Origin of the sequence: Mucilaginibacter myungsuensis (genome assembly GCF_015222005.1) — a bacterium.
In the GTDB taxonomy this organism is placed as follows: Bacteria; Bacteroidota; Bacteroidia; order Sphingobacteriales; family Sphingobacteriaceae; genus Mucilaginibacter; species Mucilaginibacter myungsuensis.
Genome location: NZ_JADFFL010000009.1, coordinates 101,871 through 116,998, shown reverse-complemented (window position 1 = coordinate 116,998; position 15,128 = coordinate 101,871). Strand labels below are relative to the sequence as shown.

Annotated in this window: 10 protein-coding genes; 5 read left to right on the top strand and 5 right to left on the bottom strand. The window is 48.3% G+C overall.

Going from position 1 to position 15,128, the window contains the following annotated elements; all coding sequences use genetic code 11:
• Positions 1 to 86: 86 nt before the first annotated feature.
• The gene (locus IRJ16_RS19480; protein WP_194113319.1) at positions 87 to 1,295 is read left to right on the top strand and encodes a hypothetical protein; all 1,209 of its coding nucleotides are present in this window, start codon (positions 87 to 89) and stop codon (positions 1,293 to 1,295) included.
• A 179-nt stretch (positions 1,296 to 1,474) separates the two neighbouring features.
• Here the strand turns inward: IRJ16_RS19480 and IRJ16_RS19475 are convergent, their stop codons facing one another.
• Positions 1,475 to 3,628 carry a S9 family peptidase gene (locus tag IRJ16_RS19475; RefSeq protein ID WP_194113318.1) on the bottom strand — a complete coding sequence of 718 codons (2,154 nt, stop codon included), beginning with the start codon at positions 3,626 to 3,628 and terminating at the stop codon, positions 1,475 to 1,477.
• Between the two features lie 97 nt (positions 3,629 to 3,725).
• Here IRJ16_RS19475 and IRJ16_RS19470 point away from each other — a divergent pair, with 97 nt between their 5' ends.
• Positions 3,726 to 5,261, top strand: coding sequence for a serine hydrolase (locus IRJ16_RS19470; protein WP_194113317.1), 1,536 nt, complete (start codon positions 3,726 to 3,728; stop codon positions 5,259 to 5,261).
• Positions 5,262 to 5,456: 195 nt separating this feature from the next.
• Here the strand turns inward: IRJ16_RS19470 and trpC are convergent, their stop codons facing one another.
• The 4 genes from trpC to IRJ16_RS19450 form a co-directional block, all read right to left on the bottom strand.
• Positions 5,457 to 6,242, bottom strand: coding sequence for an indole-3-glycerol phosphate synthase TrpC (trpC, locus tag IRJ16_RS19465; RefSeq protein WP_194113316.1), 786 nt, complete (start codon positions 6,240 to 6,242; stop codon positions 5,457 to 5,459).
• A gap of 108 nt (positions 6,243 to 6,350) precedes the next feature.
• Positions 6,351 to 6,926, bottom strand: a complete 576-nt coding sequence (locus IRJ16_RS19460) for an anthranilate synthase component II (RefSeq protein WP_194113315.1) — start codon at positions 6,924 to 6,926, stop codon at positions 6,351 to 6,353.
• 207 nt (positions 6,927 to 7,133) lie between these two features.
• The gene (locus IRJ16_RS19455) at positions 7,134 to 8,543 is read right to left on the bottom strand and encodes an anthranilate synthase component I family protein (protein ID WP_194113314.1); all 1,410 of its coding nucleotides are present in this window, start codon (positions 8,541 to 8,543) and stop codon (positions 7,134 to 7,136) included.
• 276 nt (positions 8,544 to 8,819) lie between these two features.
• Entirely contained in the window at positions 8,820 to 9,260 is a 441-nt protein-coding gene (locus tag IRJ16_RS19450) for a cytochrome B (RefSeq protein WP_194113313.1), read from the bottom strand.
• 150 nt (positions 9,261 to 9,410) lie between these two features.
• On the opposite strand from IRJ16_RS19450, the gene IRJ16_RS19445 reads away from it, so the two are divergent.
• The 3 genes from IRJ16_RS19445 (at position 9,411) to IRJ16_RS19435 (ending at position 14,690) form a co-directional block, all read left to right on the top strand.
• Positions 9,411 to 12,659, top strand: coding sequence for an amidohydrolase family protein (locus IRJ16_RS19445; RefSeq protein ID WP_194113312.1), 3,249 nt, complete (start codon positions 9,411 to 9,413; stop codon positions 12,657 to 12,659).
• 19 nt (positions 12,660 to 12,678) lie between these two features.
• A complete protein-coding gene (locus IRJ16_RS19440; RefSeq protein ID WP_194113311.1) occupies positions 12,679 to 13,995 on the top strand; it encodes an amidohydrolase family protein in 1,317 nt (438 codons plus the stop codon).
• A 68-nt stretch (positions 13,996 to 14,063) separates the two neighbouring features.
• A complete protein-coding gene (locus IRJ16_RS19435; protein ID WP_194113310.1) occupies positions 14,064 to 14,690 on the top strand; it encodes a hypothetical protein in 627 nt (208 codons plus the stop codon).
• The last annotated feature ends 438 nt before the right edge of the window (positions 14,691 to 15,128 follow it).

Sequence of the window (15,128 nt, the reverse complement as noted above, 5' to 3'; positions counted from 1 at the left end):
CTTAACATCAAAAAACCACACCATCATTGTAAATTTAACGTTAAGTAATTGTAAATTTGATATAACCAATTTGTAAAGCCCAAGCCATGAGGCCTTTCGTGTACATGTTTTTTGCCTTGCTGATGGGTGCTGCCGTTTCGGTGCATGCGCAGGGGAAAAATGTGCATATCAAATTTGAACTTTATAACGATGTTTTTGAAGCTGATGCCGACGCTTCGTTGTTGCCGGCTATCGATTCGCCGGTTAACAGGCAGGCTATTAAAGAATTTTACAATAACGTAAAGGATGCCGATTACGAGTCCTTGTTACGAGCATTGGTGAGCTATAAAAAAAAACATGAGCTAAACGACTGGCTGTATTACCAACTGGTACGCCGCGTAGCCCAGCACATTGCGCCTAAGCAGGAGAACTATGCGCGATACACCTTATATAAATGGTTCTTGATGGCCAAGTCGGGTTATGATGCACGGCTGGCGATGGCCAATAATAAGGTGATCTTTTATATCTATAACGACGAGGACATTGCCGATATCCCCTTCTTTATGGTAGAGGGGCAAAAATACATGTGCCTTAACATACACGACTATCCCAATACCGACCTGCATCAAGAGCCGCCAATGCCGGTCAATATAGACGTACCCGGCGCTACCCGCGCTTTCTCTTACGAGGTTACCCGTATGCCCGACTTTACCCCTGCCGGATATTTCGAAAAGGAACTGGCCTTCGTCTACCAAAAAAAGACCTTCAGCTTTAAGGTGAAGCTGAACCGTCAGGTAGATAGTCTGTTCACCAATTACCCGGGTGTGGATTTTAAAAGCTATTTCAATATCCCGCTCACCGGCGAAACGTATAGCTCGCTCATCCCCATGCTTAAAAAGAATATGAAAGGCATGGACCAGACCAAAGGTGTGGATTACCTGATGCGTTTCACCCGCTACGCCTTCCTGTACGAGACCGATGAGCAAGCCTTCGGCAAGGAACGCCGCATGTCGCCAGGGGAGACCTTGCTTAACAAATACAGCGATTGCGACGACCGTGCCGCTTTGTTCTTTTATTTGGTGAAAGAGATATACGATCTGCCGATGATCGCCATGCTATATCCTACGCATATCACCATGGCGGTACAATTCGATAAGCCTGTCGGCAACTCCATCATTTACCAGGGCAAAGCCTACTCCGTTTGCGAGCCTACCTTGCAACCCGATGATCTGCCCATTGGTCAGCTATCGGCCAAATATCAAAAGCAGGAATATCAGGTGGTGTATCATTACGAGCCGGCAGGGCAGCAAAAGTAGGGAGGGTGCGATCCAAGTGTATTGGTTTAAATCCCTCCTTGGAGAGGGGTAAAGTGGCCTTGTGTTGAAATGGCAGGGAGGGGTTAGCCACGATGCATCGTGGCTAACCCCTCCCTGCTTTTGCTCATTCCCGGCGCGCCCCTCCCCAAGAAGGGATATGGAAAACTCCAAGAAACATTCTACCTGCCACCCGGCGGGCAATACTGTTTTAAATAATTGGTGAACAGCGTACGTAAGTGCAATGATGTGCCCGCACCTTCATAAATACCGTGCGTACGGTTAGGATACGGCATCACCTGAAATTGCTTGTTATACTTGATCAGCTCGTTGATCAGCATTTCGGCGTTGTTGTAGTGTACGTTGTCATCACCAGTGCCGTGGATGTACAATAAATTACCTTTCAGGTTTTTGGCATAAGTTACCGGCGAACCTTTGATGAATGGCGCTTTGCCGGCCTCGTCGGTCGGTACGCCCATGTAACGCTCCTGGTAAATGTTATCGTAGGTCAGTTGCCAGCCTACGGCAGCTACTGCGATGCCTGTTTTGTAGATCTCAGGGTACTGGAACATCAGATTTAATGTTGATGAACCGCCGCCGCTCCAGCCCCACACTGCTACGCGGCTGGTATCCAAAAAGTTCCATTTCAGGATCTCTTTAGCGGCCATGGCCTGATCGCGCACGTTTACGATACCGATGTTCTTGTAGATCGCTTTGCGCCACTCGCGGCCCTTAGGTACGGGGGCGCCACGGTTATCCAGCGACATGTAGATGTAGCCATCATTAGCCATACTGCCTACATATTGCGCGTTACGGCCAACGCCATAGCTATCCGGCGCGGTTGATGATGCCGGTTCGCCGTACACCATAAATACAACCGGGTACTTTTTGGCAGGGTCAAAGTTGGTTGGTTTAACCATCCATCCATCCATCTCAATGCCGTCCTGGGTTTTTACTTTAAAAAATTCGGGGCCTTTAGCTTTACCAGCTTCGTTCAATTTAATGTCAGATCCGCTCAGGTGCTTATGCTCGGGCAGGCTCACGATCTCGCGCGCAGGAGCGGTGTAGCTATTAGAGAAAGTGTGGTAAGCGATCTTACCATTAGGCGTAACGTTATAGCTATGGGTGCCTGGTTGATCTGCCGGACTAACACGCTCGGGCTTGCCACCTGTCACTGCTACTTTATATAAATAACGCTGCGTAGCATTATCCGGCGATGCGATGAAATAGATCAAGCCGCCAGCCTCGTCGATAGATTCTACGCTTACCACATCGTAATCAGCTTTGGTGATCAGCTGCTCTTTACCGTCGCGATCGATAGTGTAGATGTGTCTCCATCCATCCTTTTCGCTCAGCCAAACAAATTTGCGTCCTTTATCCAGCCAGATCCATTCATCGTCGCCTTTAACATCTATCCAGGCTTTATCCTCTTCGGTATTAATGGCGCGGACGGTTCCGTTTGATATATTGGCTACCAGTATCTTACTTACGGTCTGCGCGCGGTTCAGTTGCTGCATGATCAGCTCGTTAGGGTTACCGGCCCAGGCCATACGCGGGATATAATTTTGCACCGCGCTACCCGGGACGTTCATCCAGCGGGTCTTAGCCGTCGCGATATCGACAACACCTATTTTGCAGGCGCTTGGGTCTTCACCGGCTACCGGATATTCAACCGGGACAACGCGTGAATAAACAGAATCGGTCATATTCAGCATCAGGTAGTTCTTGGTTTTGCGGGCATCTATCTGCCAGTAAGCAATAGTAGTACCATTAGGCGACCAGCGGAAACCATCGCGACAGTCGAATTCCTCCTCGTAAACCCAATCAAAAGTACCGTTGATCAGGTGCTTGCTGCCGTTGGTGGTCAGTGCCTTGATCGCGCCCGAGGCTACATCCTCCACATACAAATTATGTTCGGACACGTAAGCTACTTTGCTGCCATCAGGGTTGAACTTAGCGAACATCAGTGACGACTCCGGCCTGCCCTTACCCAACTGCCTAAGCTTATTGGTCTTCATATCCAGCACCCAGTAATCGCCACGGGTATCGTAACGCCAAACCTGTTTAGTGTTGGTGTTCAGTAACACTTTTGTGTTGTCTTCAGAGAAAGCGAACCTGCGTGGTTGCAAAGCCGCTTTGCCCGCCGGGGTGAGCATGGCGGTGGTCACAATGGTTTTGGTCGATGCCGCGTCGCGGATGTCTTGCTCCACAATGGCACCGGCCTGCATGCTGTAATAATGGTAACCGTCCTTAGCCCATTGCGCTTTGGCAGCTACGCTGAAAAGCAAGGCCACCGACAACATCAATGTGATACGGTAAACAGATCTGATATTCATTTACACTATTTTTAATTAATAAATTTTAACTGTTAGATACGTTATAAATTTGGCGTTAAATTAATACATTCCGCTTTATAAACTCGGGGCAATGGTAATGAAAAAGTTCGTAACGATATATGTAATGTTGATGCTTGTTGCTTTTGGCACATTGGCCCAGGTGGCCGACAGGAGCAATTTTATCCGCGACAGCCTGGACGTTTATATGAACCGCGCCCTCACCAACTGGCGTATCCCCGGCGCCGCCGTTTGCGTGGTGAAGGACGGGCAGGTGGTAGTGATGAAAACCTACGGCGTAAAAGAACTTGGCCTGCCCGGCAAGGTGGATGAGAATACCCTGTTTATGATCGGCAGTAACACCAAAGCCTTCACTGCTACTGCCATGGCCATGCTGCAAGAGAATAAGCTGCTATCGCTGGATGATAAGGTGACCAAGCACATGCCTTACTTTAAGCTGGACAACAAATTTGCCGGCGAGGAAGCTACCATCCGCGATCTGCTTTGTCACCGTTTAGGATTCAACACTTTTCAGGGCGATTTTACTTTTTATAATACCAACCTGAGCCGTAATGATGTGATCAGCAAAATGGGTCTCATCAAGGCCGACTACGCTTTCCGTACCAAGTGGGGTTACACTAACTCAGCCTTCCTCACCGCCGGCGAGATCATCCCGCGCGTGACCCAGCAGCCCTGGGAAGCTTATGTGAAAGCAGCCATTTTTGCGCCCCTGGGTATGACCAACACTTTAGCTTTAAGTGCAGATCTGCCTAAGTCGCTTAACCGTACCGTACCGCATACCTTGGTAGATGGCCGTTTGGTGACCATACCTTATTGCCAGATAGATGCTATGGCGCCATGCGGGAGTATCAGTTCATCCATCAACGATATGAGCAAATGGGTAATGGCCTTGTTGAACGACGGCAAGGTTGGTCCGCGGCAGATCATCCCGACGGCGGCCATACAAGCTACCCGTCAACCGCAGGATATCGTAGGCAGCGTAAGACATTTGAATGGCGAGACCAATTTTCAGCTTTACGGATTAGGCTGGTTCATTCAAGACTATGCCAACCACCGCATTGTAATGCACGATGGCGGCGTGAATGGTTATGTATCATCGGTGACTTTAGTACCTCAGGATAAACTGGGCATTATCATCCTCACCAATACCGACCAGAACAGCCTGTACGAAGCCCTGCGATGGGAAATTATGGATGCTTACTTTAAGCAACCCTACCGCAACTACAGCGAAGTTTACCTGAAGCGTTTCAAATCCGGCCAGGCCGAAGACGCTTTAGCCGATAAAAAACTACGTGACACGATCGCCCTAAAACGCCAGCCAACTTTCCCGCTAAGCGCCTACACCGGCAGCTACGATAATACCCTCTACGGTAAAATGACCATCACCATAGGCGGCGACCGCGACCAGTTGCAGCTACGTTTTGAGCATCACCCCAAAATGTTCGCTACGGCGCAACCTTTGGGCGGTAATAGATTTTATGTCAACTTCTCGGATCCTGTGCTTGGCAAGGCCATATTCCCCTTCACCGTCGCCAATAACAAGGTGACCGGCATTACCGTCAAAGTAGCCGATTTTGTCGAGATGAATACGTATGATTTTAGGAAGGTGAATTGAGGAGGCCTCCCTCTGTAGAGATACAATGCGTTTGCTACGACCGGATATCACGGTAGACGTTAACAGATCGCCGGAGGAGGTGATAAAGGCGGTTTTGGGTAAGTAGCAAATAATACAGGCGTTGACATTTAGGAAACCCAAAATGTCAACGCTTGCCATGATCTTGCGAATAGAATATCTTCCGGACTTTCTTCCCTATAACCCCTTCACAAACTCCCGCATAGCTGCTCCCGGATCTTCCTGACGCATAAAATTCTCGCCGATAAGGAAACCGTTAAAGCCGGCTTGCTTTAGTTGTTTGATGGTCTCCACATCACTGATCGCGCTCTCAGACACTTTTAAGAATTGCGACGGGATATGTTCAGCCAAACGGAATGAGGTCTCTACAGAAACCGTAAAATCGGCCAGGTTGCGATTGTTTACGCCAATGGCATCAACGTTAGGGTTAATGCTGCGTTGTAATTCTTCCAGGCTATGCACTTCTAAAAGCACGCTCATGCCTAAACTTTTGGCTAAAGAACCTAAGGCCTGTATCTCATCGGGCGTTAAGATGGCCGCGATCAGCAGGATGATATCGGCACCCATGGCCTTCGCTTCCAGGATCTGATATTCGTCTATCATAAAATCTTTGCGCAGCAGCGGGACGGTGTTCACCCCGCGGGCCGCGATCAGGTCGGCAGGTTTACCCATGAAGAATTCAGTATCAGTTAACACCGATATGGCCGATGCACCCGCAGCCGCGTAAGCAGCAGTAACGTCGGTCACCTCCACTTTATCATTAATGATACCCTTAGACGGTGACCTGCGCTTGAACTCAGCAATAATGCCTGTCTTTTGCGGGTCCGTCAAAAAGTGACGTAAGGAATATGGCGCACGCTGAAAGTATTCGGATGCTTCCAGTTGTGCTATGCTTACTTGCTGCTTTGACAGGGCAACAACTTCCTTTTTTTGTAAGACTATTTTATCGAGGATAGTACTCATTTATTCTTGCAATTTAGATTGGTGTCATGGTGAGCCTGTCGAACCATGGTGGGCAGGCCTCTGCGCTCCACCCTTCGACAAGCTCAGGGTGACACCCCGATTAATATATTAAGCCTTAAGCCAATTCGCCATCATCTCCTTACCCAACTCCGTCAATACCGACTCCGGGTGGAATTGTACGCCACGTACGTCGTAATCTTTATGACGCAGGGCCATAATAGAATTATCCTTTTCGTCGATGGCGGTAACGGTCAGGCTATCCGGCAAACCCTCGTGCGATACTACCCACGAGTGGTAGCGGCCTACTTTTATCGTATCCGGCAGTCCTTTGAATAAGCGTTCTTCGTTATCGGTCACTTTGATGGGCGTAGCGATACCGTGCATGGGGCGGCTCAGGTTGTAAAGACTTCCACCAAAAACCTCGGCAATAGCTTGCTGACCTAAACATACACCGAACATACTTTTGGTTGGTGCGTATGTTTTGATCACCTCTAAAAGCAAACCTGCCTCAGATGGTATCCCTGGTCCGGGTGAAAGAATAATGCGGTCGTAGGCGTCCACATCTTCTATTTTAAATTGGTCGTTCCTCCACACATCGCATTCCAGTCCAAGCTCGTTGACCAAATGCACCAGGTTGTAGGTGAAGGAATCGTAATTGTCTATGATCAGTATTTTGTTGTTCATTGTGTTGCTCTCTTATATCAAGTCGCGCTTCCCCTCTCGAGAGGGGTCAGGGGTGTGTTCCGTTTGCAAAGTCGGCGAAAGGACACACCCCTATTAAAGTTTCTGCTATTTATTTATTCAGTGCGTCCCCTCTCAAGAGGGGAGATTTCCGTTCGTGTTGCTTTCCGGTCGGTCAGGCCTGTTCGCTGATCAACCGTTCACTGATCACTATATATCCTGCGCCATTTCCAGCGCTTTCCTCAGCGCCGCTATCTTATTATCTACTTCCTTCAACTCACTCTCGGCAATAGAATCAGCTACGATGCCGGCCCCGGCCTGGTAATGCAAAGTATTATTCTTGCTCAGGAAAGAGCGTATCATAATAGCGTGGTTAAAATCGCCGTTAAAGCCAAGGTAGCCGATAGCGCCGCTGTAGAAGCTGCGTTTAATGTTCTCGTTCTCGTCGATGATCTCCATCGCGCGGAATTTCGGGGCTCCGCTTAGCGTACCTGCGGGATAGGTATCGGCTACAACTTTAAATGATGATACACCCGGTTTCAAAACTCCGCTCACGTGCGATACCAGGTGAATGAGGTGCGAATAGTATTGTACCTCTTTAAAAGCCTTCACTTCTACTTGAGTGCAATGGCGGCTCAGGTCGTTGCGGGCAAGGTCTACCAGCATCACGTGTTCGGCCGATTCCTTGGGGTCGGCTTCCAGGGCGCGGGCTATTTCGGCATCTTTCTCGTCGTCGCCGCTGCGTTTAAAGGTACCGGCGATAGGGAAGATGCTTGCTACGCGGTTCTTCACGGTGATCTGTGCCTCGGGCGATGAACCGAATATCCTGAAATCGCCATAATCAAAATAGAATAGGTATGGCGATGGGTTGATCGAACGTAAAGCCCGGTAAACATTAAACTCATCGCCCGAGAATTGCTGTGAGAACGCCCTCGATGGTACGATCTGGAAAACATCACCGCGATAGATGTGCTGCTTCATCTTCTCTACGATCGCCATAAAACCTTCGTTGGTCAGGTTGCTTTGCTCGTCGCCCTGGGTTTGGAAATGATATTCAGGGAAGTTTTTGTTCTTGATCAGGTAGGCTATCTTTTCTAAGCCGTCCTCTTTATCTGTGCCGTCGACTTGGTTATCGAAAATGTAAAGTTCATTCTTAAAGTGATCAATGGCGATAATGTACCTATAGATATGGTACTGCATCTCGGGGATCTTGCGCTCGGTCTTGTCGGACACTTTCAGCTTAATGGTCTCGAAATGTTCTACCGCCTCGTGGGTAAAGTAACCGAACAATCCGTTAGAGATGATCTTTAACCCGATCTGCTCGGTCTCGAAAGTGGCAAGGAAATTATCCAGTTGTTCCAGCAGATCGAACTCGCCTTTTTTGTAGGTCTCTTTTTGGTGGCCGGGGTAGCTAATGGCTAATTCGCCGTCGGTCAAACTTAGTCCGCCAATGGGTTCGCAGCACACATAGCTCATGCTATTTTCGCGGCTGTGATAGTCCGAACTTTCCAGCAAAAGTGAGTTAGGGAAAACGTCCCTCAGGCGCAGATATATGCTCACCGGTGTAGTGGTATCGGCTAATAGCTTAGTGTATTTAGTGTTGATCTTTATTTTTTTCATGGATATTCAAAAAGGCCTAAAAAGAAAAAACCCGGCGATGGTGCGCCGGGTTTTACATAATAGGTTTATAATCACTTAGTGTTTCAGACCACAAACTTAACCGGCTGCCAAAATAGTTTGGTGCCACCAGCTAAAAGTATGTGCTATCTTCATCATTGGGAAGCAAAAATATAAATTAAAATTAAACTGCAAACTTTTTCTCAAAAATAAATTTGGGTACACCAAGTGTCTTTTTTACACTATGTTGCGCCCAAAAGTCTACCATTCCTGTATAGTTTAGCGGTTACTGCCAAAAAATGGGATGCCACCGTGCGCAAGCGCAACAAACACCACCAAAATGGCAATGGTATAAAATATAGCGATGGCTTTGTATTTAGCCTCGGCGGTAACAGCTTTTTTAGACTTGCTATGGCCAATGGTCACCAGCACGATCGCGATCAGCATCATCACCCAATGCTCTACCGTGTAGTAGCGGCCAACTGCATCCTTCATTACACCTTTAGTGAATTGTACATACGGACTAACAAAGTAAAGCACAATGCCGATCAGTAATTGCGTGTGCAGCGATATCATGGCGAACAGGTTGATCAAACGGTTACCGTTCTTGTATTCTTTTTTGCCCAGCCAGCCAATAAAGGCGAACAGGATGGCTACCAGGATAAGCACCACGGCGATGTACCTGAAACCCGAGTGCAATTCTTTAATGATGTTGTACATAGTTGTTTGTTTTGTGCCTCAAAGATAGTAATTGAACGGCTTTTGTTGGGCAATATTAATGGGCGTTGTAACAAATGTATGATTTGGGGCAGGGGCTTTCGGTTCTATGTTAATTTATTGATATTTTAGTTGCTCTCAAACCCTTAACAAATGAAGAAACTATTACTTTTTTGTTTTGCTTTATTGCTTACACACCTCACCCACGCGCAGGATACCTATCCTGTTAACGGGCCGTGGGATGTTCGCCCCGGGCAATACGCTTTTACTAACGCTACTATAGTTGTTAGTGCCGATCAAACCATTACCAACGGTACCCTGTTGGTGAAAGACCGCACCATCGAGGCCGTTGGCGCCGGTGTTGCAATCCCTAAAGGCTATATTACGGTAGACCTGAAAGGCAAGTTCATTTACCCTGCTTTAGTAGACGCGTTCACCGCTTACGGTACGCCCGATGCTGCCCGTGCTGCTTTTGGCGCCGGTGGTGCCGGTGCAGGCATCCCGGGTGTGCGTACATCTGTAATGACATCAAGCAAGCCGGGCGCTTACGGATGGAACGAGGCTATTAAGCCCGAGATGAATGTTAAAGCCGTTTTCCATGCTGATGCTGCTAAAGCGCAGGATCTGAAACGTTACGGTTTTGGCGCGGTGCAATCTATCATCCGTGATGGTATTGCCCGTGGTACATCTGCTGCCGTTACTTTAGGAGAGGACCGCGATAACTTTGTAATGCTGAATGACGCGGTTGCTGCTCACTACTCTTTTAGCAAGGGTACCGCTGCTACCAACTATCCATCATCGTTAATGGGTAGCGTGGCCCTATTACGCCAAAGCTATTACGATGCTGCCTGGTATAAGACCCAAAAAGGCGGCGAGTACAATATCTCTTTAGACGAGTTTAACAAGACCCAAGCCCTGCCGCAAATATTTGAGGTGAGCGACCCGGCCAGCGTATTGCGCGCAGCCAAACTGGGTAAAGAATTCGGTAAAACTTACATCTACAAAACCGAGGGTAAGGAGTACCAAAAGATAGATGCGATCAAAGCGCTGGGCGCTACTTTCATTATCCCGGTAAGTTTCCCGGCTCCGTTCGATATCGAGGATCCGCTTGATGCACGCAGCATCAGCTTTGAGCAATTGAAAGATTGGGAATTGGCGCCTACCAACCCTGCCGCTTTAGAAAAAGCGGGGGTGAAATTTGCCTTGACCTCTTTTGGCGTATCAAGCTCTCGCGATTTTTATGCGAACATCCGCAAAGCGATGGAATTTGGTCTGACCGAAAAGACCGCTTTAAATGCCCTGACCACTATCCCTGCTGAAATGTTAGGCATCAGCGATAAGGTGGGTACCTTGGCTAAAGGCAAACTGGCCAACTTTGTGATATCATCTGCAGGATTATTTAAAGCCGACGCGGTGATCTACGAGAACTGGGTACAAGGCCGCCAATTTGTGGTAGCACGTATGGACGTGTCCGACATTAAAGGTAAATTCACTTTAACCGGGAATGGTTTTGCTAACACCACGCTTACCGTTACCGGCAACCCTGGTTCGTATACTGCAACTATCGACCGTACAGGTGCTGACAGCGTTCACGCGACCAGCACTTTTATCCGTGGCGGCGATATCGTTAGCTTGAACTTTGATCTGCAAAAAAATCCTAAAGGCACTATCCGCCTTTCAGGTTATATCTCTTCTACATCGCCATTAACTTTTAAAGGTAGTTCGATCATGCCTGATGGTACTACCGGTACCTGGACAGCTGTTTACACAGGTCCGGCTCCGGCTGGTGGCCCGGGTGGCGGTGGCTTCGGCGGTCGCGGTGGTCAAGGTGGCTTAGCAGGCGGTGGTAACCGTGGCGGTCAGGGCGGTGCTCCGGGTGCCGGTGGTGCTGCTCCAACAGGCGGCGCGGCTCCGGCCGGTGCTCCTGCGGCCGATGCCCCTAAAGTTGCCCCAACGGTTGGCCCGGTGATCTATCCTTTCGTAGCTTATGGCAACGCAGTAGTCCCTAAGGCTGAAACTACTTTATTTAAAAATGCTACTGTTTGGACCAACGAGAAAGAAGGCGTATTGAAAAATGCCGACGTACTGATCGAAGGTAACAAGATAAAAGCCGTTGGTAAAAACCTGACCGCTCCGGCAGGCGCTAAAACTATCGACGCGACCAACAAGCACATCACTGCCGGTATTATTGACGAGCACTCGCACATTGCCGGTACTGGCGGTATCAACGAGGGTTCGCAGTCAGTTACTGCCGAGGTTCGTATTGGCGACGTGATCGATCCTGAGGATGTGAACATCTATCGCCAATTGGCCGGTGGTGTCACTACCTCGCAGATCCTGCACGGTTCGGCTAACGCTATCGGTGGTCAATCGCAATTAATGAAACACCGTTGGGGCGTATTGCCCGAAGAGTTGAAATTTGAGAATGCCGATGGCTTTATCAAATTCGCATTGGGCGAGAACGTTAAAGGCAGCAACAATGGCGGCTTTAACACCAACCCACGTTTCCCGCAAACCCGTATGGGTGTAGAGGAGACCATGATCGATGCTTTCACCCGTGCTAAAGAATACAAAGCCGCCCGCGCCGTTAAAGGCAGCACTACCCGCCGCGATCTGGAATTGGACGCTTTGGTGGAGATATTAGATGGTAAACGCTTTATCACTTGCCACTCTTACGTACAGTCAGAGATAAACATGCTGATGCACGTTGCCGACTCGATGGGCTTTAAGATCAATACCTTCACCCACATTTTAGAGGGTTACAAGGTGGCTGATAAAATGAAGGCGCATGGTATCTCTGCATCTACCTTCAGCGATTGGTGGGCTTACAAAAATGAGGTTGCCGAGGCTATCCCTTACAATGGTAAGGTAATGCACGAGGTTGGCCTGAACACCGGTTTTAACTCTGATGACGAGGAAATGGCGCGCCGCTTAAATCAAGAGGCTGCAAAAGCGATCACTTACGGTAAAATGAGCGAAGAGGATGCATTGAAATTGGTTACCCTTAACCCGGCCAAAATGTTACACATTGATGGCCGTGTAGGTAGCTTAAAGGCCGGCAAAGATGCTGATATAGCGGTATGGTCTGCCAATCCCCTGTCTATCTACGCTGTTTGCGAGAAAACTTATGTTGATGGTATCGCTTATTGGGATCTGTCTAAAGACGCTGAAGTACAAAAAGCCATGAAGACTGAAAGCGGCCGCATCATCCAAAAAATGATCGAGGCTAAACGTGGCGGATCTGCCGTACAAGGCGCTGCTGCAGGTAATGCCGGCCGCCGCCCGCGTTACGAGTGCGAGACCTTGGAAGAGGAGAACTTTACAGTAGCTAACGATGCTTACGTACAGGATGCAAAAGAGCGTGCTGCATTGCACAAGGCTCAAAAAACATCTAAACAATAACCCCCAAGATCAAATACAGATGAAAAAGACATTTTTAAGTTTAGGAGGGTTATTGCTTGGCACAGCCCTCACATACGGCCAGGCAACCATATTGCCGGCCAAAGCGCAAAGCAAAGCGGTGGTGATCACCGGTGCCACTATCCACGTGGGTAACGGCCAGGTGATCGATAACGGCTATGTGGCTTTTGATAAAGGTAAGATCACTGCCATCGGTTCAGGATCGGCCCCGGCTATTGCGGGTGCCGATGTGATCGATGCTAAAGGCAAACAGGTTTACCCGGGCTTTATTGCCCCGGTAACCACCATTGGTTTGATCGAGGTAGAAAGCGGCGCTAACGGTACTGTGGACGACGCGGAGACCGGTAGCCTGAACCCTAACGTACGCTCGATCGTCGCTTACAATACAGATTCTAAGATCATCCCTACGGTACGTTCTAACGGCGTTCTGCTTACACAGCCTACACCGACAGGCGGACTGGTTTCGGGCGAGTCGTCGGTAGTACAACTGGATGCCTGGAACTGGGAAGACGCGGCTTACAAGACCGACATGGCTATTCATCTGAACTGGCCAAGCAGCCGCGGTGGCGGTCGCCGTGGTTTTGCAGCACCGGGTGCTGGTCCGCAAGAAAGCCCTGCCGAGCGTGCCCAAAAAGCGTTGGACGCGATCACTAATCTGTTCGCGCAGGCCAAAGCTTATGCCGAGATCGAAAAACCTGAAGTGACCAACCTAAGGTTCGGGGCTATGAAAGGCCTGTTCGACGGTAGCAAAAAACTATTTGTAAATGCCGATGGCGCTAAAGAGATCGTGCAGGCGATCAATTTTGCCAAGTCGTTCAAATTGCAATTGGTGATCGTTGGCGGTAAACAATCGTACCTGGTTACCGAGGCTTTAAAAGAGAACAATGTACCGGTGATCATCCGCGAAACGCAATCATTGCCTGAGCGCGACGAGGATGATGTTTACCTGCCTTACAAATTACCTAACCTGCTGCAACAAGCAGGCGTATTGTACGGCTTAACAGGTACCGGTTTCTGGCGTCAGCGTAACCTGCCTTTCGAGGCCGGTCAGGCGGTAGGTTATGGTTTGACAAAAGAACAAGCTGTATCTATGATCACCCTGAACAACGCAAAGATCCTGGGCATCGACAAAACCACCGGTACTTTAGAGACCGGCAAAGATGCCAACCTGTTCATATCAGGCGGCGACGCTTTGGATATGATCGGCCTTGATGTTCAAAAAGCCTTCATCCAGGGCCGCGACATCAACCTGGACAACCAGCACAAACAACTATACCGCAAATTTGCCGCCAAATACGGCATCGAAGCTAAGTTGTAAAGGTCTGCTTACTTGATATTAAAAAGCGCTCCGGGGACGGGGCGCTTTTTTTTGTGATATATTTGGTCATGGACACCTTTATCACATATGATGGTTTACCGATCAGTTCCGGAGGCGCGCATCATTTAAGTGCTCAACAGCCGTCAGACGTTTATCAAACCACAACTAAGTTTATTGAGCATTATACAGATAAGGACGGACCAACCGAGATCTGGATAGAAGCACCGGACTGGAATTTATATAACATCTTTAAATATTCGCTAAGATTCGGGCTACCGGGATTTGACGACAGTGGTTTATATGTGAAGCAAAACAGACGAGTTAGATGGAGATTCTTAAGTAAGAACATTCCTCATTATATTAACGAGATCTGTAGCGACCAAAAGTTGACCTTATGTATTGTATGGAGATTCAGATTTGTGGATGTTCAAAGTAAGCAACAGTTACCCGGGCAGCAAGACTTTACCATTATTGACTTTAGGGTCCATAATTCGGAAGCGTACCTTCGCCTTTCTAAATTGAAGTCGACGATGTCTGCTTGGTTTGCGTTACCATTCATTGATCTGTCCGACCCCAATAGGGCTTATATTAACGGCATGCAAGCGCATCTTCCGTTTAAGTTTTCCAAGCATCACTGGCGTTTATGGAAGTTGTCTAAAAACGGGATCTGGAAATCGAACAAGTTGAAATTTTAAAGTATTCGTCGCAAGGATCCTTTCGGAGCCCTTCACTGGCTTCAATTTATCACTGAAGCCAGCGGGGGATATTGATAAGATCGATAAGTGCGAGGATATCAAAATTTACGCAACCCATCAGTTGCGCGTTTTGTAAAAAATTCCAAACCATGAAAAAACGCATCAAAACGCATCTTTTTTGATCAAAAAGCATGCTCTGTCGTCGCGAGTTTAGCGAAGCGTAACTCGTGACGGCATTTGTAAAAAAGATGCTTTTTTGATCGTTCACGCGCGTGTTCACAGCAAATGTCAACCGATAGCATTATTAATTATTTGATCATCAATATTATAGCTTGAATTAATCGCGCAAAATTCGCCAAAAGATTGTTCACGGCAAAGAAAATTAATATTGAATATCAAATAGTTACACTAATTGCCTGCCTCATGTTCACGCGTGAA